The organism is Sanguibacter sp. Z41_6 (genome assembly GCF_059621145.1).
Map to the genome: position 1 here is coordinate 218,236 of NZ_JCAQIF010000003.1, position 23,222 is coordinate 241,457.

The 23,222-nt window shown below is 72.6% G+C and carries 20 protein-coding genes and 1 tRNA gene; 9 read left to right on the plus strand and 12 right to left on the minus strand.

Going from position 1 to position 23,222, the window contains the following annotated elements; genetic code table 11:
* Position 1: 1 nt before the first annotated feature.
* Both AC54T1_RS08605 and malQ read right to left on the minus strand, forming a co-directional pair.
* Complete coding sequence (locus AC54T1_RS08605; protein WP_496911681.1) at positions 2-661, minus strand: DUF5701 family protein; 660 nt, start codon at positions 659-661, stop codon at positions 2-4.
* Between the two features lie 10 nt (positions 662-671).
* A complete protein-coding gene (gene malQ, locus AC54T1_RS08610) occupies positions 672-2,819 on the minus strand; it encodes a 4-alpha-glucanotransferase (RefSeq protein WP_496911682.1) in 2,148 nt (715 codons plus the stop codon).
* 123 nt (positions 2,820-2,942) lie between these two features.
* On the opposite strand from malQ, the gene AC54T1_RS08615 reads away from it, so the two are divergent.
* Positions 2,943-4,046 (plus strand): mechanosensitive ion channel family protein, encoded by a 1,104-nt coding sequence (locus AC54T1_RS08615; protein ID WP_484345197.1) that lies wholly within the window; start codon positions 2,943-2,945, stop codon positions 4,044-4,046.
* On the opposite strand, the gene AC54T1_RS08620 is transcribed toward AC54T1_RS08615, so the two are convergent.
* Complete coding sequence (locus tag AC54T1_RS08620) at positions 3,994-4,482, minus strand: PTS sugar transporter subunit IIA (RefSeq protein ID WP_496911683.1); 489 nt, start codon at positions 4,480-4,482, stop codon at positions 3,994-3,996. The genes AC54T1_RS08615 and AC54T1_RS08620 overlap by 53 nt on opposite strands.
* Before the next feature lie 14 nt (positions 4,483-4,496).
* Entirely contained in the window at positions 4,497-4,727 is a 231-nt protein-coding gene (locus AC54T1_RS08625; RefSeq protein WP_484345195.1) for a PTS sugar transporter subunit IIB, read from the minus strand.
* Between the two features lie 113 nt (positions 4,728-4,840).
* Here AC54T1_RS08625 and ptsP point away from each other — a divergent pair, with 113 nt between their 5' ends.
* Entirely contained in the window at positions 4,841-6,532 is a 1,692-nt protein-coding gene (ptsP, locus tag AC54T1_RS08630; RefSeq protein ID WP_496911684.1) for a phosphoenolpyruvate--protein phosphotransferase, read from the plus strand.
* Between the two features lie 24 nt (positions 6,533-6,556).
* Here the strand turns inward: ptsP and AC54T1_RS08635 are convergent, their stop codons facing one another.
* Positions 6,557-7,336 carry a hypothetical protein gene (locus tag AC54T1_RS08635; protein WP_496911685.1) on the minus strand — a complete coding sequence of 260 codons (780 nt, stop codon included), beginning with the start codon at positions 7,334-7,336 and terminating at the stop codon, positions 6,557-6,559.
* Positions 7,337-7,523: 187 nt separating this feature from the next.
* Between AC54T1_RS08635 and AC54T1_RS08640 the strand changes: the two genes are divergently transcribed.
* From AC54T1_RS08640 to AC54T1_RS08655, 4 genes are read left to right on the plus strand one after another with little or no spacing between them, the layout of a single operon-like run.
* Positions 7,524-8,633: a LacI family DNA-binding transcriptional regulator gene (locus tag AC54T1_RS08640; protein WP_496911686.1), complete on the plus strand. Its 1,110-nt coding sequence runs from the start codon at positions 7,524-7,526 to the stop codon at positions 8,631-8,633.
* Entirely contained in the window at positions 8,630-9,028 is a 399-nt protein-coding gene (locus tag AC54T1_RS08645) for a globin (RefSeq protein WP_496911687.1), read from the plus strand. Before AC54T1_RS08640 ends, AC54T1_RS08645 begins: the two co-directional genes overlap by 4 nt.
* A gap of 7 nt (positions 9,029-9,035) precedes the next feature.
* Complete coding sequence (locus AC54T1_RS08650) at positions 9,036-9,983, plus strand: acyl-CoA thioesterase (protein ID WP_484345190.1); 948 nt, start codon at positions 9,036-9,038, stop codon at positions 9,981-9,983.
* 36 nt (positions 9,984-10,019) lie between these two features.
* Positions 10,020-11,003 (plus strand): DNA topoisomerase IB, encoded by a 984-nt coding sequence (locus AC54T1_RS08655; RefSeq protein WP_496911688.1) that lies wholly within the window; start codon positions 10,020-10,022, stop codon positions 11,001-11,003.
* A 131-nt stretch (positions 11,004-11,134) separates the two neighbouring features.
* Here AC54T1_RS08655 and AC54T1_RS08660 read toward each other — a convergent pair whose 3' ends face one another.
* From AC54T1_RS08660 to AC54T1_RS08690, 7 genes are all read right to left on the minus strand, one after another.
* Positions 11,135-11,629: an acyl-CoA thioesterase gene (locus AC54T1_RS08660; protein WP_496911689.1), complete on the minus strand. Its 495-nt coding sequence runs from the start codon at positions 11,627-11,629 to the stop codon at positions 11,135-11,137.
* A 35-nt stretch (positions 11,630-11,664) separates the two neighbouring features.
* Positions 11,665-13,290 carry a GTPase gene (locus tag AC54T1_RS08665; RefSeq protein ID WP_496911690.1) on the minus strand — a complete coding sequence of 542 codons (1,626 nt, stop codon included), beginning with the start codon at positions 13,288-13,290 and terminating at the stop codon, positions 11,665-11,667.
* Positions 13,287-15,233 carry an ABC transporter gene (locus tag AC54T1_RS08670; RefSeq protein WP_496911691.1) on the minus strand — a complete coding sequence of 649 codons (1,947 nt, stop codon included), beginning with the start codon at positions 15,231-15,233 and terminating at the stop codon, positions 13,287-13,289. The genes AC54T1_RS08665 and AC54T1_RS08670 overlap by 4 nt, the downstream gene beginning before the upstream one ends.
* Positions 15,234-15,279: 46 nt before the next feature.
* Complete coding sequence (gene ettA, locus AC54T1_RS08675) at positions 15,280-16,962, minus strand: energy-dependent translational throttle protein EttA (RefSeq protein WP_484345185.1); 1,683 nt, start codon at positions 16,960-16,962, stop codon at positions 15,280-15,282.
* Positions 16,963-17,143: 181 nt separating this feature from the next.
* Positions 17,144-17,692, minus strand: a complete 549-nt coding sequence (locus AC54T1_RS08680; protein ID WP_496911692.1) for a single-stranded DNA-binding protein — start codon at positions 17,690-17,692, stop codon at positions 17,144-17,146.
* Between the two features lie 101 nt (positions 17,693-17,793).
* Positions 17,794-19,341: a GTPase gene (locus AC54T1_RS08685; RefSeq protein WP_484345183.1), complete on the minus strand. Its 1,548-nt coding sequence runs from the start codon at positions 19,339-19,341 to the stop codon at positions 17,794-17,796.
* Between the two features lie 23 nt (positions 19,342-19,364).
* Positions 19,365-21,029 (minus strand): GTPase, encoded by a 1,665-nt coding sequence (locus tag AC54T1_RS08690; RefSeq protein ID WP_496911693.1) that lies wholly within the window; start codon positions 21,027-21,029, stop codon positions 19,365-19,367.
* Positions 21,030-21,126: 97 nt separating this feature from the next.
* Here AC54T1_RS08690 and AC54T1_RS08695 point away from each other — a divergent pair.
* The 3 genes from AC54T1_RS08695 (at position 21,127) to AC54T1_RS08705 (ending at position 23,215) form a co-directional block, all read left to right on the plus strand.
* Positions 21,127-21,199: transfer RNA gene (locus AC54T1_RS08695), tRNA-Arg, on the plus strand.
* Between the two features lie 27 nt (positions 21,200-21,226).
* Entirely contained in the window at positions 21,227-21,691 is a 465-nt protein-coding gene (gene rnhA / locus AC54T1_RS08700) for a ribonuclease HI (RefSeq protein WP_484345181.1), read from the plus strand.
* Positions 21,692-21,694: 3 nt separating this feature from the next.
* Positions 21,695-23,215, plus strand: coding sequence for an AMP-binding protein (locus tag AC54T1_RS08705; RefSeq protein WP_496911694.1), 1,521 nt, complete (start codon positions 21,695-21,697; stop codon positions 23,213-23,215).
* Positions 23,216-23,222: the final 7 nt, after the last annotated feature.

Sequence of the window (23,222 nt, forward strand, 5' to 3'; positions counted from 1 at the left end):
CCTACGGCGTGCTGCTGGGTCCCCCCGCGCGGCGGGCACCCGCGGACGCCGACCCGAGCCAGGAGTGCGGGTTGCGATCCCAGCACCAGCCGAGCTTCGGAGCCCGCTCGCTGATCCACACAGCGGGCACGCGCTGGTCCCCGCGCCGGGAGCCGAGCAACGAGAAGCACCGGTTGCGACGGAGCATGTCGGGGCGATGCGTGACGAGCGCGATCCCCTCCGCGATGGTCAGCGGGGTGCGTCCCCGGCGCCGGATCACCCCGAGGGCATCCTCCGGAGTCACCCCGCACAGGTCGCTGCCCGTGTCGATGTCGAGGAGCAGGTAGCCGGACGTCGGCGCCGCGTCGAGCTCCGGGAGCACGACGTCGGGCGTCGGGACGTACCCGTCGATCTCGTCAGGTCCGATCATGAGCCGTGCAGGCCGGTCCCCGAGCGTCATCCGCGCCGCGGCCTCGGCAAGCGGTACCTGCGTGAGGACGAGGACCAGCGGCACGTGGTCGTCCCGGTCGGTCCCGGCACCCGTCGTCTGCCCCGGCAGCAGGGCCTCGAGCGGCTCGAGCGCGGATCGCAGGTCACGCTCCGACACGCCGAGGAGATCCGGGTACCCCAGGCGCACGACGTCGTCGACCTGTCGCTGCAGCTCGACGACGTCGCTGTGCACGCTGACCCCGTCAGTCCGTCTCGGCGCCCGGTCGGGCGTTCATCACGCGCGCGAGGGACCGCAGACGCGCGTTCTCGAGCAGGTTCTCGAGCATGACGACGTTCCCCGCCGAGTCCCCGAGGGGCACCTTCCAGTTGGGGTACTCCTGGTCCGTGCCCGGTTGGTTCTGCGCACGTCGCTCCCCGACGCAGTCGGCCAGCGAGACGCCGAGCAGCACGGACGGCGACTCCTTGATGTAGCGGTGCAGGCCCTCGACGAGCTCTCGTTCGGACGGGTCGTCGCCGATGAGACCACGCGTCGCCAGCGCGAGGACCATCTGGTCACGTTCCTGCCGGGCCTCCTGACGCACCTTCTGCACCGGCTCCGTGAGCAGGCCCAGTCGCTCGCGGATCTCGACGTGCTCCCCCGCGAGGTAGCCAGCGCTCGGCGGCAGGTCGTGGGTCGTCACCGTGGCGAGCGTCAGCGCCCGGAAGTCCTCCGGCGGGATGGGACGCCCGTTCCCGTCCTTCTCGAACCACAGCACCGAGGTGCCGAGGATGCCGCGCTCGGTGAGATAGTCACGGACCCATGGCTCGAACAGGCCCAGGTCCTCGCCGATGACGAGCGCGCCGGCCCGGTGCGCCTCGAGACACAGGATGCCGATGAGGGCGTCGTGGTCGTAACGCACGTAGGCACCCTGGTCGGCGGAGTTCCCCTCCGGGATCCACCAGAGGCGGAAGAGACCGATGACGTGGTCGATGCGCAGGGCACCCGCGTGGCGGAAGATCGTGCGCAGGAGCTCCCGGAACGCGGCGTACCCGGTGCGTTCCAGCTCGAGAGGCTGCCACGGCGGCTGCGACCAGTTCTGCCCCTGCTGGTTGTACATGTCCGGCGGAGCCCCGACACCGATCCCCTGGGCAAGGACCGGACCCAGCGCCCAGGCGTCCGAGCCGGACGGGTGCACGCCGACGGCCAGGTCGTGCATGATCCCGATGGACATGCCGCCCTCGAGCGCGGCGCGCTGCGCCTGCTCGAGCTGGAGGTCCGCGACCCACTGGAGCCAGCAGTAGAAGTCGATCTCCGCGGCCAGCTGCTCCCGCATCGCGGCGACGGCGGCGCTCGACACGTCCTGCAGCTCCTCGGGCCACTCGGTGCCCGCGAGATGGTCCGTGAGAGCGCACCACGCTGCGAAGTCCTCGAGCCCACGCCCCTGGGACTGGCGGAACTCGCGGAAGGACGTCTCGCGTGCCGCGGACCGGGGCGCCTGGTAGACGACCTTGAGGGCGGCCTTCTTCGCGTCCCACGCCGCATCCCGGTCGATGGGCCCTGCGTCCTCGCTCATGCCACGGACGGCGTCCGCCGACCACTCCACGAGCGACCGGTCGGCAGCCGAGAGGTAGGCCGTCTCGCGGATGTCCTCGACCCGGAGATAGATGGGGTTGATGAAACGTCGGCTCACCGGGAGGTACGGCGACGGCGTCATCGGCGGCGTGGGCTCCGCCGCGGCGACCGGGTTGATGAGCAGGAAGTCGGCGCCGAGCGACCGGCCGGCCATCCAGCCGAGGTCGGCCAGGTCTGCGAAGTCGCCCACCCCCCATGACTGGTGGGACCGGACCGAGTAGAGCTGTGTCATGAGTCCCCACGGAGCACGCTCCGCCGTGGGCTCGGGCCCCTCGAGGCGGTCCGGGGTGACGGCGAGCGTGGCGCGCGCCTGTCCGTCGGGTGTCCGTGCGAACACCTCGTGCCAGCCCAGCGGGAGGTCGGCGGGCAGCTCGAACGTCGCCCGACCGATCGCCCGGCCGTCGACGGTGCGCGGAGGCGTGTAGACGTCGAGCTGCTCGAGGGCGACGGTGCCACCATGCGACTCGAGCTCGACGAGCACCTCGACCGGCGCTCCGTCCGTGACGTGCACCGGGACCCGGGCGGCGTGCCCCTGACGCACGACGATGGTCGGCGGGAGCATCCGTCGCCAGGGCGCGTCCTCGGCGTTCGCCAGCGCCACGTCCACGCGCTCCGGGTTCGATGCGTCCACGCCCATCGCGCGCAGGACACCGACGAGCGTGCTCGCGGAGACCTTCTGCGTCTCGCCGTGGAAACCGTGGTGCTCCGTCGTGATGCCGTATGCGTGAGCGAGCTGGAGGAGGGCGTCGGAAGGGGGGTTCGCGTTGTCGTGGGCCACGGGTGAATCCTGCCAGAGACAACGGACCGGGGCAGCCGGGAGGCGACGCGTCACCCGTGCTCGACGGTCGTCGCGAGACGCTGGCCTGCGGGCGATGTCGTCGACGATGTATAGCCTTCGAGCATGCTGCACACGGACATCACCTCCTCGTCGTTCGACCCCAAGAGCCTCGACTCGTGGATCGACTGGCTGCTGGGCACCCCGCTGCACCTCGTGCTCATCGCGCTCGTCGGAGCGATCGTCCTGGTCTCCCTGCGGCGGGTCATCAGGACCGCCGTGGAGCACATCGCGGACGGCAGCCTCATGAACCGGCGGGGCCTGCGAGACCTCGGCGGCACGGACGTCGGCGCCGCGCTGCTGCGCGCCAACCCGCTCGCCTCCGCTCGTCGGGCACAGCGCGCCCGGACGATCGGGTCCGTCCTGCGCTCGACCACGACGATCGTCGTGGGCGCCATCGTCGTGCTCATGATGCTCGACGAGGTGGGCGTGAACATCATGCCGTTGCTGGCATCCGCGGGCGTGGCAGGCGTCGCGCTCGGCTTCGGCGCGCAGAGCCTCGTCAAGGACTTCCTCTCGGGCACGTTCATGCTGCTCGAGGACCAGTACGGGGTCGGGGACACCGTGACGTTCGGCGAGGTGTCCGGGACCGTCGAGGCGGTGGCCCTGCGCGTCACGAAGGTCCGCGACGGCAACGGCACGCTCTGGTACGTGCGGAACGGGGAGATCGTCAGCGTCGGCAACAAGACCCAGGGGTGGGCGCGCGCGATCGTCGAGGTGCAGCTGCGACCCGACGCGGACTTCGACGAGGCGCGGCGTCGGCTCACCCGAGCCGGCCGGACCGTCCAGGACGACGCGGTGCTCGGTCGGTACTTCCAGGAGGACCCGGAGGTCATCGGGATCGAGACGCTCACGGCCACGTCCGTGCTCATGAAGCTGCAGGCGAGGACCGACCCTGCGATGCAGTGGGAGGTGGCTCGCGCGATGCGCGAGGCGGTGTGGACGGAGCTCGACGCGGCTGGCATCCCGCTGGCGACGACCCAGCAGCCGACCGTGATCGTCAGCGACCAGCAGCGCACGACCCCGGCCGCTCCCGCAGCACCGGCGAGCAGCGAGCGAACCGCTCCGCAACGAGCACCCGCCCCGGCCGCGTCCCCGGCAGCTCCGGTGGGACCGGTCAGTCCTGCGCCGCCCGCGTCAACCAGCTCAGCAGAGGATCTCCCGCGCTGACCTCCTCGCCCGTCCGTGCGAGGAGCGTCAGCTCGCCGGGACCTGCCTGGAGGGCGACGACCGGACAGACGGTCGAGAGGCCGCGCGCCGCCACCTCCGACGGGCGCCACGTGATGAGGACCTGACCGGCGGCCACGACGTCCCCCGCGCTCACGTGCAGCTCGAAACCCTCGCCGTCGAGGGTGACCGTGTCGATGCCCAGGTGCACGAGCACCGCCGGGCCGTCGGGCGTCTCGATCGCGAAGGCGTGCGGGAACAGCGACCCGACGACACCGGCGACGGGGGCGACCACCGTGAGGCCGGAGGCGGCCCTGGCCTCGTGCCGCGGCTCGACCGCGACGCCGGGCCCGACCATCTCCTCGGCGAAGACGGGGTCAGGCACCTCCGACAGTGCGACGACGCGACCGGCCAGCGGCGCGATGACGACGAGGGCCATCGGAACGGCGTGCGTCAGCGCAGGCCGTCGAGCTCGGCTGCGAGGCTGTCCGCCTCGGGACCGACGATGACCTGGACGACGCGCCCCGAGCGGACGACCCCGAACGCTCCGGTCGCCTTGAGACCGGGCTCGTCGACGAGCTCCGGGTCCGTGACCTCGATGCGCAGCCGCGTGATGCAGGGCTCGCAGTCGACGACGTTGGCCTGCCCTCCGAGTGCTTCCAGAATCTGCTGTGCCTTGCTCATGCCCGAACTCCTGTGGTTGCTCTGTGGATCTGTGGCTCTTGCCTAGGGTAGTCGCCCTCGCTCGGAAAAACTGCGAGACTCCCCTCAGAGCGCGCTGATGAGGAGGTTCGTCGATGAACACCCCAGCTCCCCGGACGGTTGCCGGGATCGGAGTCTGTCCAGGTGTCGTGGCCGGACGGGTCGTCCACCTGCCCGCGCCGATCGCCGAGCCCCCGCCCGGGCTGCGGCTCCCGCCGCGCGAGGACCACGAGGCGCGCGCCCAGGAGATCGCCGCGGCGAGTAAGCGCGTCACTGCGGAGCTCGAAGCAGCTGCAGCGCGCGCCGTCGGCGACACGAGCGACGTCCTGCGGGCCACCGCCGCCATCGCCGGGGACCCGACGCTCGTCGCCGACGCCCAGCGCCGGGTCGTGGAGGACCACCTCGTCCCGGAGCGAGCGGTCTGGGAGGCGGCCGCGGAGGTGACCGCGCAGTTCCGTGCCCTGGGCGGGTACCTCGCCGAACGCGTCGACGACGTGCTGGACATCAGGGACCGACTCATCGCCGAGCTCACCGGCCGCCCGCGGCCCGGGCTGCCTGTGTGCGACTCGCCGTACGTGCTCGTCGCGGTCGACCTCGCTCCGTCCCTGACCGCATCGCTCGATCCGCGGCAGATCCTCGCCATCGTCACCGACGGCGCCGGCCCGACGTCGCACACCGCGATCGTGGCCAACGCGAAGGGCATCCCTGCTGTCGTCGGGGCGCGGGGTGCCAGCGCGAGCCTCGAGGAGGGCGCCCTGGTGCTCGTCGACGGCGCCACGGGCGTGGTCGTCGTCGACCCCGACCCCGAGCGGCTGAGAGCGGCGTCGACGCTCACCGCACGGCACCGGACCTTCCGGGGCCCGGGGCGCACGCGCGACGGGCACCGGGTGCTCCTGCTCGCGAACGTGGGTGATCCGGGCGAGGCGCGCGGGGCCGCACTGGCCGGCGCGGAGGGCGTCGGGCTCTTCCGGTCGGAGTTCTGCTTCCTCGACCGCGAGGAACCGCCGACCGTGGAGGAGCAGGTCGAGGCCTACCGGACCGTGTTCTCCGCCTTCCCGCGCCGCAAGGTGGTCATCCGCACCCTCGACTCCGGTGCCGACAAGCCCTTGCCGTTCCTCCGTGCCGAGCACGAGCAGAATCCGGCCCTGGGCGTCCGAGGGCTGCGCACCGCCGCACGGTTCCCCGGGCTCCTCGACGATCAGCTGCGCGCCATCGCGCTGGCCGCGCGCACGACGGAGGCAGACGTCTGGGTCATGGCACCGATGGTCTCGACCGTCCCGGAGACGGAGGACTTCGTGGCGGCGTGCGCCTCCCACGGTCTCGATACGGCGGGCGTGATGATCGAGGTCCCGAGCGCCGCGCTCCTCGCCGGGCCGATCCTCGCCCGGGCGAGCTTCGCGTCGGTCGGAACGAACGACCTCACCCAGTACGCCATGGCCGCTGACCGGCTGCTCGGGTCGCTGGCCGAGCTCTCCGACCCGTGGCAGCCCGCCGTGCTCCAGCTCATCGACGCGGCGTGCCGGGGTGGCGCCGCACAGGGTCGGCCGGTCGGGGTGTGCGGTGAGGCGGCCTCGAACCCGGTGCTCGCCGTCGTCCTCGTGGGCCTGGGAGCGACATCGCTGTCCATGACGCCCCGGGCGCTGGCCGACGTCGGGGCTGTCCTGTCCGTCGTGGACCGGGACAGCTGCCGGGAGGTGGCGCAGGTCGCGCTCGCCGCCGAGACGGCCGCGGGAGCGCGGGCGCAGGTGCGCGCGCGGCTGCCGATGCTCGCGGGGCTCGGCCTCTGACCGGTCGGCAGCCGGGAGCGTGCCTCAGACGACCGCGCTGGGAGCTCCGGGCCCGGCCCGGTCGGTGAAGCGCAGCTCGATCTCCCGCAGCATCCCCCGGGTGTTCCACGCGACCGCCGTGACGGCCAGCGGGGCGAGGAGCAGCACGACCCATCCGGACGTGACCGCCAGCAGGAACGCCGCGGTGAAGACGATGAGCAGGTTGACCATCGTCGTGCGCGGAGACGCCCCGACGAAGTAGAGGGCGAGCCTGACGAGGTCACGCTGGCGGAACGTGAACGCCGTGCTGATCGCGAGCATGTTCACGAGCCACAGGAGCATGACGAGCGCGAGGAACGGCAGGGCGATGCGGAGCGCGACGTCCCCCACCGGGCCCCCCAGGCTGACGTCGCGGACATCTCCGAGCAGGAGCGCCACCACGATCACGGCAGGGATCCAGTGCACTGCCGTGCTCGTCGCGTTGAGCCGGTACCCCCGTAGGAACTCCTCGACCGGACGGGACGCACCGTCGCGCAGGCTCCTGCGGACACAGTGCAGAGCAGCGGAGAGGGCCGGTCCGAGCGAGAACGCTCCGATCGCCAGCAGGATGCCGTTCGGTCGGTCGTCGGCGAGCAGCGCGAGGGCGACGATCATGGGCAGCGCGGCGACGAGGAAGCACCCTTCGAGCGCCACGACCCAGTGCGCGGTGCGTCGGAGCCCCGCCTGCGGGGCCAACGGGGTCGAAAGGACGTCCGTGGGGGTCGGCTCCTGCGGGTCGGCCCCGTCGGCGTGTGCACGGTGCTGCTCCGGCTCGTTCGTCGTCATGTCACCACGATCGCACGGTGGACAGGTGGCGCGGCGATGCGTACCACCCCGCGTAGGATCACACCGACCGGATGACGGGCACCGACGCACGCCGACGCACACAGTTGCGCCGTCGACCGGGCCCGCGGACCCGGATCCGGTTCCGCTTCGACGAGAACCGAGTGGAGCGACCGTGGAGTCCACGCCGATGACGATCTCGAAGATCGCCGAGGCAGCCGGGGTCTCGGTCCCGACCGTGTCGAAGGTCCTCAACGGCAGGGCCGACGTCTCCCCGGCCACGCGTGCCCGGGTCGAGGCACTCATCGACAAGCACCAGTACCGACGCCGCCGCGCCGTGAGCTCACCAGCGACCGCGGGAGGGATGCGCACGATCGACCTCGTGTTCCACGAGCTCGGCAGCCCCTGGGCCGTCGAGATCATCCGGGGGGTCGAACGGGTCGCCCGGGAGGAACGCCTCGCCGTCGTGCTCGCCGAGTGCGGCGGTGCCCGCACACCGCGCCAGGAATGGCTCGACGGCGTGCTGGCCCGCAAGCCCGACGGTGTCGTCATGGTCTTCGCGGACCTCGACCCGTCCCAGCGGCGCCAGCTCGAGACCCGGAACATCCCCAGCGTCATCGTCGACCCCTCCGGTGAACCGACGATCGACGTCCCGTCCGTCGGCTCCGCCAACTGGAACGGAGGGCTCGCAGCGACCCGGCACCTCCTCGACCTCGGGCACCGGCGCATCGGCGTCATCGGCGGACCGGCGAGCGTGTGGTGCTCACGGGCGAGGATCGACGGTTACCGGTCCGCGATGGAGGAGGCCGGCATCGGGTTCGACGAGACCCTTGTCCGGCAGGGCGACTTCGGCGTGGACAGCGGCCACGAGCAGGGGCTCGAGCTGCTCTCCCTGCCCGACCGACCCACCGCCGTCTTCGCGGGCAGCGATCTGCAGGCGCTCGGGCTCTACCACGCGGCGACAGAGCTGGGTCTGCGCGTGCCGCAGGACGTCTCCGTGGTGGGGTACGACGACCTGCCGGTGGCGGCCTGGATCAACCCGCCCCTGACGACCGTGCGCCAGCCCCTCATCGAGATGGCGGACCACGCGACCCGCCTCGTCCTGCGCCTCGCCCGCGGGGAGCGTCCCCCCACGACCCGCATCGACCTCGCGGCGACCCTCGTCGTGCGCGCCAGCACGACCGCTCCGCACGCACCCGCACCCGCCTCCGGCTCTGGCTCTGGCTCTGGCTCTGGCTCTGGCTCTGGCTCTGGCTCTGGCTCTGGCTCTGGCTCTGGCTCTGGGATAGTGGACGCGTGACACACGAGCCCGTCCCCCCGCCGTCGTTCTTCGAGCAGATCGGTGGCCACGAGACCTTCGTCGCCCTCGTCGACGCCTTCTACGACGGTGTCGCGAGCGACCCCGTCCTCGCCCCGATGTACCCCGAGGCCGACCTCGCGCCCGCGAAGGTGCGACTCACCGGGTTCCTCGAGCAGTACTGGGGCGGACCGACCACCTACTCGCAGGAACGGGGTCACCCCCGCCTGCGCATGCGGCACGCCCCCTACAAGGTCAACCCGGACGCCCGCGACCGCTGGCTCGCGCACATGCGCGCAGCGGTGACGAGCCTGCACCTCGCGCCGCTGCACGAGGCGATGCTGTGGGACTACCTCGAGCGCGCCGCGCACTCGCTCATCAACACGTTCGACGAGTAGGAGGCCCATGAGCGCCCCGACGACCCCGCCGCACACCCCCGACGACCGTGGCCCGCGCGCTCCGGACGACCTCCCGGCAGCCCCGGACTCCGTCGAGCTGGATCCCCTGGCCCACCTGCTGAACGTCCTCGAGCTCGAGTACCACGGTGCCGAGACCGGCGAGGACGTCTACTCGGGCTCGAGCATGCACCAGCCGAACGGACGGGTCTACGGGGGGCAGGTTCTCGCGCAGTCGCTCCTCGCGGCCGGAGCCACCGTGGACCGGGGCCGGCTGCCGCACTCGCTCCACGGGTACTTCCTGCGCGCAGGCGACGTCCGCCAGCCCGTCGACTTCGCGGTGGAGCGCCTGCGGGACGGGCGCTCCTTCAGCGCCCGGCGCACCCACGCCTACCAGGGCGGCAAGCCGATCCTGTCGATGATCGCCTCGTTCCAGGAGGAGCAGGACGGCATCGAGCACTCCTCCAGCATGCCGGAGGTCCCCGGCCCGGAGGAGGTGCGCTCCGTCCAGGACGAGCTCGGCGGGATCGACCACCCGGTCGCCGAGTTCTGGTCCCGGCAGTCAGCCTTCGACATCCGGCACGTCGACGGGTCCCTCTACCTCGGGCCCGCCCAGGAGCAGACCGACCGGCAGTGCGTGTGGATGCGCTCCAAGGGACCGGTCCCGGGCGGCCAGCTCGTGCACCGTGCCCTGCTCGCCTACGCCTGCGACCAGGTGCTCCTCGAGCCCGTCCTGCGGCGCGGGGGGCACAGCTGGATGACCCCCGGCCTGAGCATCGCGAGCCTCGACCACGCGATGTGGTGGCACCGGGAGGTGCACGTCGACGACTGGCTGCTCTACGTGCAGTCCTCGTCCTCTGCCCAGGGTGGACGCGGCCTCACCTCGGCGCGCGTGTTCTCCCGCTCCGGGACGCTCGTGGCGAGCATCGCTCAGGAGGGCATGATCCGGGTCCCCTGACGCGCGTGCTGGTCCGGGACCCCTCAGACTCTCCTCATGCCCCGACTTCGTCGCGTCTCGGTCTCCCGCCCGGGCCTCTCCCGCCGCACGGCCGGCCGCGGCTTCACGTACGTGGACGCCGACGGGCGACGGATCACCGACCCCGTCGTCATCGAGCGGTGCACGGCACTGGCCATCCCGCCGGCCTGGAAGGACGTGTGGATCTCCCCGTGGGAGCACGGCCACATCCAGGCGTTCGGGCACGACGAGGCGGGACGGGGTCAGTACCTCTACCACCCGCAGTGGCGTGCCCGCCGTGACCGTGCCAAGCACGATCACGTGCTCGAGGTCGGCGCCCGGCTGCCCGCCGCACGGGAGCGGGTCGCCGAGTGGCTCGCTCTCGAGGGCATGCCCCGTGAGAGAACACTTGCCCTCGCCTTCCGGATGCTCGACGTCGGGTACTTCCGGCTGGGTGGGGAGGTCTATGCCGCCCAGAACGAGAGCTACGGTCTTGCGACGATGCGCAAGGAGCATGTCCAGGCACGCCGCGACGGCTCGCTGCACTTCTGCTTCCCCGCCAAGTCCGGGAAGGTGCGCGACGTGACCGTCGAGGATCCCGACCTCCACGCGGGGGTCCGGGCCCTGCTCGCGCGGCGCGGCGGGGACCGGCTGCTGGCGTGGCGCGAACGGGCGCGTCCGGCGACCTGGCGGGAGATCACCTCGGCGGACCTCTCGGCGTTCGTCAAGGAGATGCTCGGGGCCGACGCCACGCCGAAGGACTTCCGGACGTGGCACGCGACCGTGCTCGCCTCACGGGGTCTCGCGGAGGCCGGGCCAGCGCCGCGGTCGGACCGCGCTCGCCGCTCGGTCGTCGCGGGCGTCGTGCGCGGTGTCGCGGACGAGCTGGGGAACACCCCGGCCGTGTGCCGCGCGTCGTACATCGACGCCCGCCTGTTCGACCTCTGGGAACGCGGACGGACGATCCCGCCCGGGTGCTCGCCGCAGGACGCGGAGCGCGCGGTCCTCGAGCTCCTCGGCTGACGCCCGGGAGCAGACGTCACTCGCTCAGGCGCACCTGAACGTCCACCGGCCCAGCGCCGTCGGAACGCGCAACAGGCTCAGCGGCGTCGGAACGCGCAACAGGCTCAGCGGCGTCGGAACGCGCAACCGGCTCAGCGGCGTCGGAACGCCACAGGCTCCTCCACGAACGGCGACCACGCCTCCCGCTCGGTGACCGTCAGACGGCGGGGCGCACCGGTGGCCGCATCGATGACGACGATGGTCGTCGTCGCTCGTGCGCACGGGGTCGCGCCCGTCCCCGGGCCGGTCCGCTCCCCCACTCCCGACGCGTCGTCGTGCACCTCGTAGCAGACCTCGAGGCTCGCTCCGCCGATCCGCCCGATCCACAGCTCGATGCGCAGCGCCTCCCGCGTGAAGGCCACCGGTCGCAGGTACTCGATCTCCTGGCGGGCGACGAGGGTGTGCGACGTCGCGTCGGGGCCCGAGTCGAGCACGGCCGTCGGCCACGGGGCACCGGCGCCGGGCTGGCGCCAGAACACGGTGATGCGCGCCTCCTCGAGCAGCCGGAGCATCTCGACGTTGTTGACGTGCCCGTAGGCGTCGAGGTCGGACCAGCGCAGGTGGACAGGGACGTGGAGTCGGGTCATGGGGCTCAGTCAAGCACCCGTGCGGGGGCGTACGGTCAGCGTCCCGCGATGGCTGCTGCGGCACGGCACTCGTCGAGCAGCCGCCGGTGCTTCTCCACCGGCCCGACGACGTTCTCCACCGCGACCATCTCGATCTGGGTCCGCAGGCGACGGGCCGCCCGACGGGCGGCCCGAGAGGCGCCGACCAACGCGAAGACGCGGGACAGCAGCGCTGTGACGACACCGAGGACGACCCCGCCGACAGCGAGCAGCGTCGGGATCGGGAAACCCTCGATGTCGGGCGAGTTCGGCACGGGGATCTGTGTGAAGGCGAGCACGGCGAGCGCACCGAGCCACGCGAGCCCCGCGAGGAAGAGCCCGAAGAACACCCACTGGACGACCGAGACGACGCGCCACCAGGCGGGACGGCTGGCGCCGTCCAGCTCGGTGCGGGCGACGGCCTGGTCGAGCGCGTCCGGCAGGCCGTCGTACCGGACGGCGTCGCGGGTGCGCAGGACCCAGCGGGCGGGGGCACCCGCGGAGGCCGCGTCGACGTAGCTGCGCACTGCTGTCTGGCACCGGGCCGCCATGGCCGCGTCGGGTGCGGGCAAGGAGGTGCGTGTGAGCTCTGTCGCGGCCGCGCGCCGATGGAGGTTGAGTCGGCGCAGCGGATCGGCGCGGAAACGCCCTGCCCACCGGGTGAGCGGCCACCCGGTGGCGGCATGGGCACGCAGGAGCGAGGAACCACGGACGGCGTCGACGACCACGTCGACGCGCGCGGCCTCCTCGAGTCCTTCGAGGAGGCGGTCCCGCGCGTCCGCGGACGTCCCGGCCCGTGCGCTGTTGCCGGTCTCCTCCGCGATGGCCGCGGCCGCAGCGCGCACATCCGCGACGAGTCGTTCCGCCGACGCGGCCCGCTTCGCCGCCGCCTGGGTGAGGAGCTCTCTCAGCTCACCCATGCCCTGGCCGGTGAGCGCCGAGACACCGAGCACGGGTGCGGCGGCCAGTCCGTCCTGGACGACGAGGCGTCGCAGGTCGGCGAGACACTGCTCCTGGTCGGCCGGGGAGAGCCGGTCGATCTGGTTGAGCACGACGACGACGACGTCCGCGTGACCGGCGAGCGGCACGAGGTAGCGCTCGTGCAGTGCCGCGTCTGCGTACTTCTGGGGGTCTACGACCCACACGAGCAGGTCCGCGCGCTCGACGAGCCGCTCCGCCCGCACACGGTGCTCGACGACGACCGAGTCGTGGTCCGGGAGGTCGAGGAGCACGAGACCGCTGTGGTCCTCGTGCCCGTCGAGGAACGTGCGCCGGCTCACCTCGAGCCAGTCGAGGAGAGCACCGGCACCGGACGTCGACGGATCTTCGACGTCCCACACCGCAGCGAGCGCGCGTGACGTCGTGGGTCGTTGCACCCCCGGCTCGGCGATCTCCTTGCCTGCGAGCGCGTTGAGGAGCGTCGACTTGCCGGACCCGGTGGAACCGGCGAGCGCGACGACCGTGTGGTCGACGGACTGGGCGGCGCGCGCCCGCGCGTGGTGCACGGCCTGGGTGCCCCGGTCGAGCGTGGAGGTGCTCAACCAGCCGCGTCCGGAGTCGAGCGCGATCTCGAGCGCCGCCACGCGGCGACGCAGGTCTTCTCCGCGGCCGCGCCACCGAGCGGCCTCACGGAACCGCTTCACGTCTGCTCCGTCCGGGGGGTGCGGTTGAGGATCCGCCCGAGCAGCCCACCTCGACCGGTGCGCGCGGGCGCGGGGCGCCGGTAGGGGTCGTCGACGACGTCGAGCTCTGCCCCGCGCAACCGCCCCAGGCGTGGGTCACCGTCCGACGCGTACGGCGGAGAGTCCAGCGGGACGCGCGTGGCGTGCAGTGCGGGCCTGGCTGCCCGCCCGGCACGCTCGGCCGCGGACGCGGTCTGCACCCCCTGGGCGGCCAGGCGCAACGGTGCCCCGCTCGACCGCCCGGCACCCGCCGTGTCCAACCGGTCGGTGAATCTCGCCGCCTCCGTCCCGAGCAGCGCGTCGACGCGGGCTGCGAGGCTCTCCTCGGCGGCGCGCGCCAGGGACCGCACCGCCTCGTCGCCGAACACCGCCTCGAGAAGGCGCTGGGCGAGGAGGGCCGACCCGCCGGCGATGCCCACCTCCGCACCCGTGAGTCCGCCGGTCTGGGCGAACACGACGACCATGAGGGCCGCGCCGAGACCGTTCACACCGATGGCCAGCACCCGTGCACGTCCGCGCTTGTCCGCCCCGCGCTCGCTCACGAGCGTGAGGACGTCGGCCTGCCAGGCCCGGATCTCGGTAGCCAGGTCTGCACGCAGGTCGGTGGATGCTCGGGACAGCTCGAGGCTGTCGAGCAGCACCGACCCGGCTGGGTCGCGGTGCCAGTCCGCGTAGGTGCGCTCGGCAGCGCGGTCGGCGGCGTCGAAGATGATGGCCTCGAGGCTCGTACTGATGGCTGCGTTGACGCGAGGCGCCGCAGCACGACCCCGGAAGAACCCGGCGACCCGGTCCCGCAGCATCGCGATGCGCTCCTCCACGCCACGCATGAAGTCGCCCGTCCCGACGAAGTCCTGCCACCTCGAGAGCACCTCGCCGCGCAGGAGCGACCCGTCCGACGTGGCGTCCGCGACGTCCCGGCCAGCGCGCGCATACGCGGTGTCGACGAGCTGGCGCAGGTGCGCGTTGGCGGCGCGCTGGGAGTCTGCTGCGTCCGCGAGGGTCATGGCCCGACCCGCGAGATCGTCGATCACACCGTCCCGGGTCGCGGTGATGATGGCGTCACGCGCCGCGTCGTCCCCGCTCACAGCGGTGAGCCAGCGGGAGATCGGGGCGACTGCGTCACGCGGCAGCATGCCGTCCACGAGCGGGGACTCGGGCACGAGGAACACGGGCGCGTCGCCCAGGCCGTGGTCGGCGAGCATCTGTCGGAGGTGGTCGCGGACCACCTCCGCACCGGGATCGACCCGGTCGATGACGATGGCGACCTGGGCGCGGCGCGCCGCCCCCTCCTTGAGCATCTCCCACGGGACGGCATCGGCGTACCGCGCGGCCGTGGTGACGAACAACCACAGGTCCGCCGCGGCGAGAAGCTGTGCGGCGAGCTCCCTGTTGCCGACGACGACCGAGTCGAGATCAGGAGCGTCGAGCAACGCGAGCCCCTGGGGCACGGCATCGGTCGGGACGAGCCGGAGGGCCGGCCCGCTCGAGCCACCGTCCTCGCGTGGGAGGTGCGGGAATATGCGGTCCGTGACGAACCACGGGGTGTCGAGCGGGTGGTGGACGAGCACCGGGGAGCGTGTCGTGGGACGCAGGGCGCCGGGCGTCGTCACGTGCTGGCCGAGGACCGAGTTCACGAGCGTCGACTTGCCGGCTCCCGTCGAGCCCCCTACGACGACGAGGAGCGGCGCAGCGGTGGACTGGAGGCGCGGCAGGAGGTAGTCGTCGAGCTGCGCCAGGGCGTGCGCGCGCTCCCGGCGCGCCGCGGGGGCCGTGACGGTCTCGAGAGGCAGCTCCAAGGAAGCGACCTCGCTACGCAGCACGGCGAGGGCGTCGGCGAGCGCAGCGAACCCTGAGGCCCCGTCCTGCTCGCCGGGGCCGGTGGTTCCGCGGTCTGGGTCGGACATGTGTGCAGTCTGCCCGATAACCGCGGAGCCCACCGGCCCAGGGGCGTCAGTCGCGGGTGAGCTTGCGGTGCGTGACTCGTGTGGGACGCGCCGCGTCGGGCCCGAGCCGGGCCACCTTGTTCTCCTCGTACGACGCGAAGTTGCCCTCGAACCAGTACCAGCTCGCGGGGTTCTCCTCCGTACCCTCGTAGGCGAGGATGTGGGTCGCCACCCGGTCGAGGAACCACCGGTCGTGGGAGACCACGACGGCGCAACCCGGGAACTCGAGCAGCGCGTTCTCCAGCGACCCGAGCGTCTCGACGTCGAGGTCGTTGGTGGGCTCGTCGAGGAGCAGGAGGTTTCCACCCTGCTTGAGGGTGAGCGCGAGGTTGAGGCGGTTGCGCTCACCACCGGAGAGCACGCCTGCCGCCTTCTGCTGGTCGGGTCCCTTGAAGCCGAACGCCGCGACGTACGCACGCGAGGGCATCTCGACGTTGCCGACCTTGATGTAGTCGAGCCCGTCGGAGACGACCTCCCACAGGGTCTTCTTCGGGTCGATACCGCCGCGCGACTGGTCGACGTAGGAGATCGAGACCGTCTCACCGATCTTGAGCTCGCCGCCGTCGAGCGGCTCCATGCCGACGATGGTCTTGAACAGGGTGGTCTTACCGACACCGTTCGGCCCGATGACACCGACGATCCCGTTGCGCGGGAGGGTGAAGGACAGACCGTCGATGAGGGTGCGTCCGTCGAAGCCCTTGTTGAGGTCCTTCGCCTCGATGACGATGCTGCCCAGGCGCGGGCCCGGCGGGATCTGGATCTCTTCGAAGTCGAGCTTGCGGGTGCGGTCGGCCTCCGCCGCCATCTCCTCGTAGCGCGCCAGGCGGGCCTTCGACTTCGTCTGGCGGCCCTTGGCGTTCATCCGGACCCACTCGAGCTCGTCCGCGAGGCGCTTGGCGAGCTTCTGGTCCTTCTTGCCCTGGACCTTGAGGCGCTCGCCCTTCTTCTCGAGGTACGTGGAGTAGTTGCCCTCGTACGGGTACAGGCGTCCGCGGTCGACCTCGCAGATCCATTCCGCGACGTGGTCGAGGAAGTACCGGTCGTGAGTGACGGCGAGGATGGCGCCCGCGTAGGAGGACAGGTGCTGCTCGAGCCAGAGGACCGACTCGGCGTCGAGGTGGTTGGTGGGCTCGTCGAGGAGCAGGAGGTCGGGCTTCTGCAGGAGGAGCTTGCAGAGGGCGACACGGCGGCGCTCACCACCCGAGAGCACGGACACGTCCGCGTCCGGCGGCGGGCAGCGCAGCGCGTCCATCGCCTGCTCGAGCTGTGCGTCGAGGTCCCAGGCGTCGGCGTGGTCGAGGGCTTCCTGGAGCTCGCCCATCTCCGCCAGGAGGGTGTCGAAGTCCGCGTCGGGCTCGGCCATGAGCGCCGAGATCTCGTTGAACCGGTCGAGCTTGCCCTTGATCTCGGCGACCGCCTCCTCGACGTTGCCGAGGACGGTCTTCTCCTCGTTGAGGGGCGGCTCCTGCAGGAGGATGCCCACGGAGTACCCCGGCGAGAGCCGGGCCTCGCCGTTGGACGGCTGCTCGAGGCCCGCCATGATCTTGAGGATCGTCGACTTCCCGGCACCGTTGGGGCCGACGACGCCGATCTTCGCTCCGGGGAGGAAGTTCAGGGTGACGTCATCGAGGATGACCTTGTCACCGTGCGCCTTGCGCGTCTTGTACATGGAGTAGATGAACTCAGCCACTGGCTCTCTGTCCGCCTCAGGATTGATTGCGCGGCGTGCTCGCCGCCTGGGTCAGGGTCGGCCCGCCGGGGTCCCCCCCGCGTCGTGCGCAGGGGCGGACCTCGGACGGGTTGCTCGACCCCCCAGCCTACGCGGTCCCCCCGGCCCCACGGGCGGAGGTCCGCAGGTCCCGCCCGCCGGCTCAGCTCGACTGGAGCTCGGGGACGGGGGCCTCGGCCCTGCTCACGTCCGCCGCGTCGTCGTCGGGCAGCGTGGGTTCCGCCGGGGGCGCCGACGCCCACGGGTCGTCGTCCTCGGGCGCCGGCGCCGCGTCGACGCCGTCCGCGGTCCCGGGCCGGAGCCCTTCCGCTGCGCCTGCGACCTTCGTGTGGACGGTGTGCCGGAACGTCGCCTGCCCGCGCGCGAGGTCCGGGCCGAGCGCGTCAGCCTCGATGACGAAGGACGTCCGTGGTCCGTCGGGCGACATCCACTCGTCGCTCGTGAGGGCCCCGTGCACGACGACCGGGTCAGACTTGCGCAGCGACTCGGCGACGTTCACCGCGAGAGTGCGCCACGCCTTGACGGTGAACCATGTCGTCGGGCCGTCGACCCAGCGGTCCTCCGCCCGGTTGAAGTACCTCTTGGTGCTCGCGAGCCGGAAGCTCGTGAAGTCCGTGCCTGCGTCGGAGACGAAGTGCTTGGGCTGGGTGCCGACCCAGCCCGCGACGGTGACCTTGGTGTCCGTGCTCATGGGTCCTCCTGCGACGAGGGGACGACCGCGTGCCGTCCCGGTGCAGGCAACAGTGGAGGTGGCGACGCTCGCACGCGCCGGACCGGCACGCGGCGTGTGGATCAGACCTCGGCAGGGATCCCTGTGGGGGACGTCTCACGCGCCGACAGCGCTGACCGGCGGACGTCCGCATGCTCGTCGAGCACCGTCTGGGCCGGTTCGACGAGCATCCGCGTCGCGACCGAGGACAGCGCGTCGAAGGCCGCGGCCCGCAGCTCCTGGGCGCGCCGGTCCGCCAGCGCGGCACGCAGACGGGTGGCGACGACGAGGGCGGTCACCGCGCCCGCAGCGGCGAGCACCGCGAGGACAGCCGTGCCGAGGAGAGCCCCGGAGGCGACGTCGATGACGCCGACGCCCATGAGGAGCGCCACGAGGCCGGCAACGAGGGCGATCCCGCCGAGCACCCACCCGAGAACTCCTGCGCGCCGGGCTCCGGGCGACCCGGTGAGATCGACCGGAACCTCTCCGAGCGCGGCCACGACCGCCGCCGACAGCTGTGGGTGCCCGGGCACGGCCGCATCGACCGACTCGGCCCAGGCCGGCCGCATGCCCTCCGTCACCCGGCTCACCCACCGGCTGCGCAGGACGCGCACCGCAGACTCCTGCGGCGCGCGGAACGTCGGCGCGGCGGACTGCCGGGTGCCGCCGAAGCGCACAGCGCCCCGGACGTCGTCGACGACGGCCGCGACGCCCGCCACGGCAGCCAGGCGGTCGACCTCGCCAGCCAGGAGGGGGCGGGCGTCCGTGACCGTGGTCGCCGGCACCTCCTCGGCGATCCGCCGGCCCTCGCGGTCGAGCTCGTCCGCGAGGCGACCGGCCGCGACACTCCTGCGCGCCACGGCCGCGCGCAGCGTCTCGCGGAGCTCGGCAACACCCTCCCCCGTCTGCGCGGAGATCGTCCGGACGTCCACGCCGACGAGCCCGTCCGCCTCCAGCAGGCGGGCGACGTCCGCGACGAGCGCGGGACGGCCCGACTCCGGGACCGTGTCGATCTGGTTGAGCACGACGATCATCGACGCCTCTGCCCCGGCGAGCCCGCGCAGGTACCCGGCGTGCAGGGCCTCGTCGGCGTACTTCTGGGGGTCGACGACCCAGATGAGCAGGTCGACGAGGGGCAGGATCCGGTCCACGATGTCGCGGTGGGCGGACTTCACGGAGTCGTGGTCCGGCAGGTCGAGGAGGATCAGCCCGGTGAGGGGCTGCTCTTCCTGCGCGTCGAGCTCGCTGCCGCGGATGATGCGCCGCTCAGGGTCGACCTCCAGCCAGTCGAGGAGCGGCCCGGCGTCGTCGCTCCACGCGCACGCCGTCACACGTGCGGTCGTCGGACGCCGGACGCCGACGTCCGCGAAGCTCAGGCGCGAGAGCGCGTTGAAGGTGCTGGACTTGCCCGAGCCGGTACCGCCGGCGAGGGCGACGACCGTGTGGTCCACTCCGAGGGCGAGTCGCTCGTCTGCTCCTGCGAGGACAGCGAGGGCGTGCGCCGCGACCTGGGGGTCGAGCCTCCCGCCAGCGACCTCGAGCGCGTGACGGAGGTGGGCGACGTGGGCCGCATACCGCGCACCGTCCGGTCCCGTCGGGCCCTGCGGCGGTGTCGGCTCGGTCTGTGGCACGGGCTGCTCCTGGGGTCGGACGGTCATGTGAGCTGGGAGAGCTCCGCGAGACGCACCCGCAGTCCGACGGCGGCGTCGTCCGCGAGGGCTCGGACCGCGAGGGCTGTCCGCACCGGGAGGATCTCCTCGTCGACCAGCGTAGCGGCGGCAGCGGCGAGGTCCTCGGTCGTCGGCGCCACGAGGTCGCGCCCCGCGTTCCCCAGGAGACGACCTACGAGCGCCTCCGCATCGTCGTGCCCGACGGCAGCAGCGACGAGGAGCGCGTGCAACCCGTCGGCACCGAAGGCACGCATCGCTGCCGCGACCTGCTTCGTCCCGAGATCGAGCGCGTCGATCCGGGCCCGAGCCGCAGCGAGCCATGCGTCCACCACCCGCTCGCACCGCGCCTCCGCGGTCGCCGCCGACGGCACCGGCGGCAGGACGGTCACGCCCCCCTGCACCCCGACGAGCGCGTCGACCAGCGCCGTCCGCGCGTCGTCGAGGGCGGCGGCCACCGCAGCGACGGCTGCCGCGCGCACCGCCGTCACGAGGGGCGCGAGCGCCTCGGCACGGGCACGGCCGCGCCGCGCCGACCCACGCGCGAGCCCGGACCGGGAGATCGCCTTGTCGAGACGCGCCGGTCGCACGAGCTGGGACCACCGGGCTTCGACCGCGCCGCGCGCCAGGGCACCCGACCGGACGACGTCACCGACCGCCTGCGAGACGGGTGGTAGCGCGGCCTGCGCAGCGGCGGCGACGCGCTGCCCGGCGAGGACCTGGGCCTCGACGTGCTCGGTGAGCTCTTCGACCCACGGCGGCAGGGCGACGAGCGAGCCACGCAGTGTGCGCAAGATCACGGTCCGGGCGCGGTCGGTGCCTCCGAGCGTCGTCAGCCACCGGCCGATCGGCGCGACGGACGTGGCCGGGAGGAGCCCTTCGTGCGGCCCCGCGTCGGGCACGACGAACAGCGGGACGTTGTCCATGCCGTGCTCGCGCAACCGCTCCAGCAGGTCACCCCGCACGGTCGTCAGGGAAGCCGCTGGCGCCCTGTTGAGAACCATGGCGACGGTCGCGCCACGCTCGGTCGCACCCCGCAGGGTCATCCAGGGCAGCGCGTCGCCGTAGCGCGCCGCGGTCGTGACGAAGAGCCAGAGGTCGGCTCCCTCGAGCAGGCGGGCGGCGACCTCCCGGTTCTCGTCGAGCACCGAGTCGAGGTCCGGGGCGTCCAGCAGCGCGATGCCTCGCGGGACCTCCGCGCTCGCGACCGAGCGGATCGTCGTCTCGAGGGGCGTCCCCGCGATGACCTCGTAGTCCTGCGGGTTGTAGGCGAGGACCGGCTCCCGCGTCGTCGGCCGGATGACGGACGCGCGCGAGATCTCCTGCCGCAGGAGGGAGTTGATGAGGGTCGACTTGCCCGCGCCCGTCGATCCGGCGATGACGACGACGGCGGGCGACGACAGCTCCTTGAGCCGCGGCAGCAGGTGGTCGTCGAGCTGGCCGAGCAGCCGGTCCCGCTGTGCCCGTGCCTGGTCGACGTCGGAGATGTCGAGAGGGAACTCCAGGGCGGCGACGTCACGCCGCAGGTCGGTGACGACGTCGAAGACGGTGAAGTGCGGTTCGACCTCGTCGACGCTGCCCGACGCGTGACGCCCGGGCGCTACGCCGCGCTGGGGGTCGCCGGGACCGCTGGTGATAGTCACGGTCGTCATTCTCGCAAGGGACCAGGACTGCACCAAACGCGCGCGCCGCAAGAGCCTGCCCCAGTCCGGCCGGTATCCTCGCTGTGCACGGTCTCGCACCGTCCACGCCTCGATAGCTCAATGGATAGAGCAACGGCCTTCTAATCCGTAGGTTGCAGGTTCGAGTCCTGCTCGGGGCACCTCTCACCCCCTGGGAAGATGTGTCCATGACGACGAGCGACACCGACGGCACCGTTGTGGAGATCTGGACCGACGGAGCATGCAAGGGCAACCCCGGGCCCGGAGGCTGGGGTGCGTGGCTGCGTGCCGGTGCCCACGAGCGCGAGCTCTTCGGGGGTGAGGAGCTCACGACGAACAACCGCATGGAGCTCACGGCGGTCATCGAAGGACTGAGCGCACTCACCCGCCCGTGCAGCGTCACCCTCCATGTCGACTCGACGTACGTGATGAACGGCATGTCGAAGTGGATCGCCGGCTGGAAGCGCAACGGGTGGCGCACCGGCGACAAGAAGCCGGTGAAGAACGTCGACCTGTGGCAGGCGCTCGACGCCCAGGTCGCGCGGCACACCATCACGTGGAAGTGGGTCAAGGGCCACTCCGGGGACGTCGGCAACGAGAAGGCCGACGAGCTGGCGAACCGCGGTGTCGACGCCGTGCGCCGCCGGGCCTGACCCGTGCCCGTCGCACGTGCGGTGCTCGCGCACGCAGCGACCACGCCGGACGAGCTCGCACTCGTCGCTGAGGACGGCACCAGCCTGACGTACGCCGAGCTGGCCCGGCGGGCGTCCGCCCTCGCCACGCTCCTGGGCGCCGGACTCCTGCCCACCGGGCCGGTGCGACGCGACGCCGTCGTCGCCGTGGATCTCACCGGCGACGGCCCGGGACGCGTGGTCGACGACCTCGTCGCGCTCCTCGCCGTCGACCTCCTCGGCGGTGTCCCGCTCCTGTGCCCCGCAGGCTGGACTCGCACCCAGCAGAGCGCGGTCCTGACCACGACGAGGCCCGGCCACGTTCTCGGCGCCGTGCCGCATCTCGGCGCCGTGCCGGACGACCAGGGTGTCCCGTTCGAGCCGGTCGAGGTGCACGCCACGGACCGCGGATGGGCCGGCTTCACCTCGGGCAGCACCGGGCGGCCACGTGCTGTGGTCCGCACCCGCGGATCGTGGACCGGTTCCTTCCCGGCGGTGACGGCGCTCACGGGTGCGGGCGCAGGCACCCAGGTCCTCGTGCCCGGGCCGTTGGCGACGTCGCTCTACTGCTTCGGTGCCCTGCACGCACTCTGGGCGGGGGCGACGGTCCGGCACACGACGAGCCGCACAGGATTCCTCCGTGCCGTGGCGACCTGCGACGTCGTGCACCTCGTGCCCGCCGACCTCACGCTGCTGCTCGACGCGAGCGAAGACGTCGGCCGCACTCCCCCTGACGAGGCCCACCCCGGAGCGCCCTGCGCCCCCCGGACCCGGCCGAGGACCGCGATGGTCGGCGGAGCCGCGCTGGCACCAGGCACCCGCCGACGAGCCGAGGCGCACAACGTCCGGGTCGTCGCCTACTACGGCGCGACCGAGCTGTCCTTCGTCGCCGTCGACGACGACGGCACGGGCCTGCGTCCGTTCCCGGAGGTCGAGATCGAGGTTCGCGGCACCCGCGGCCAACCCCTCGAGCACGACGACCGCGCCGGGGCCCCCCGGGGCGAGGTGTGGGTCCGCTCCCCCTGGCTCGCCTCGGGCTACCTCGCCGGCGCCGACGGGCCACTTCACCTCGAGGACGGCTGGGCCTCGGTCGGGGACCTCGCAGAACCGCTCGCCCCCGACGGTCGCCTCGTGCTGCGGGGACGCGGCTCGGGGACCATCACGACGGGCGCCGCCACGGTCGTCGCCGAGGACGTCGAGGAAGCCCTGCGCGACTGCCCGGGGGTCGACCACGTCGTCGTCCTCGGGGCGGCCCACCGGGTGCTGGGCGAGGTCGTCGTCGCCGTCGTCGTCGGCGACGCCCCCCTGCACATGCTCGAGGCCCGTGCGCGAGAGCGGCTCTCCCCGGCCCAGCGCCCGCGACGCTGGTACGCCACGAGCGACATCCCACGGACCCCGACCGGCAAACCCGCCCGGTCCGAGCTGGCCGCCCTCCTCCGGCGCGCCAGCACGGCGAGCCCGGGCGACGACCAGACCGGGCTCCCGCTGCGTCGCCTCTCCCGCTGAGCGCCCT

Bases quoted from the DNA above. Each gene is read 5' to 3' on its own strand.
- AC54T1_RS08615 (WP_484345197.1), top strand. From the start codon at position 2,943: ATGCTGCACACGGACATCACCTCCTCGTCGTTCGACCCCAAGAGCCTC.
- AC54T1_RS08620 (WP_496911683.1), bottom strand. From the start codon at position 4,482: ATGGCCCTCGTCGTCATCGCGCCGCTGGCCGGTCGCGTCGTCGCACTG.
- AC54T1_RS08625 (WP_484345195.1), bottom strand. From the start codon at position 4,727: ATGAGCAAGGCACAGCAGATTCTGGAAGCACTCGGAGGGCAGGCCAAC.
- ptsP (WP_496911684.1), top strand. From the start codon at position 4,841: ATGAACACCCCAGCTCCCCGGACGGTTGCCGGGATCGGAGTCTGTCCA.
- AC54T1_RS08635 (WP_496911685.1), bottom strand. From the start codon at position 7,336: ATGACGACGAACGAGCCGGAGCAGCACCGTGCACACGCCGACGGGGCC.
- AC54T1_RS08640 (WP_496911686.1), top strand. From the start codon at position 7,524: ATGACGATCTCGAAGATCGCCGAGGCAGCCGGGGTCTCGGTCCCGACC.
- AC54T1_RS08650 (WP_484345190.1), top strand. From the start codon at position 9,036: ATGAGCGCCCCGACGACCCCGCCGCACACCCCCGACGACCGTGGCCCG.
- AC54T1_RS08655 (WP_496911688.1), top strand. From the start codon at position 10,020: ATGCCCCGACTTCGTCGCGTCTCGGTCTCCCGCCCGGGCCTCTCCCGC.
- AC54T1_RS08660 (WP_496911689.1), bottom strand. From the start codon at position 11,629: ATGACCCGACTCCACGTCCCTGTCCACCTGCGCTGGTCCGACCTCGAC.
- AC54T1_RS08670 (WP_496911691.1), bottom strand. From the start codon at position 15,233: ATGTCCGACCCAGACCGCGGAACCACCGGCCCCGGCGAGCAGGACGGG.
- AC54T1_RS08680 (WP_496911692.1), bottom strand. From the start codon at position 17,692: ATGAGCACGGACACCAAGGTCACCGTCGCGGGCTGGGTCGGCACCCAG.
- AC54T1_RS08690 (WP_496911693.1), bottom strand. From the start codon at position 21,029: ATGACGACCGTGACTATCACCAGCGGTCCCGGCGACCCCCAGCGCGGC.
- rnhA (WP_484345181.1), top strand. From the start codon at position 21,227: ATGACGACGAGCGACACCGACGGCACCGTTGTGGAGATCTGGACCGAC.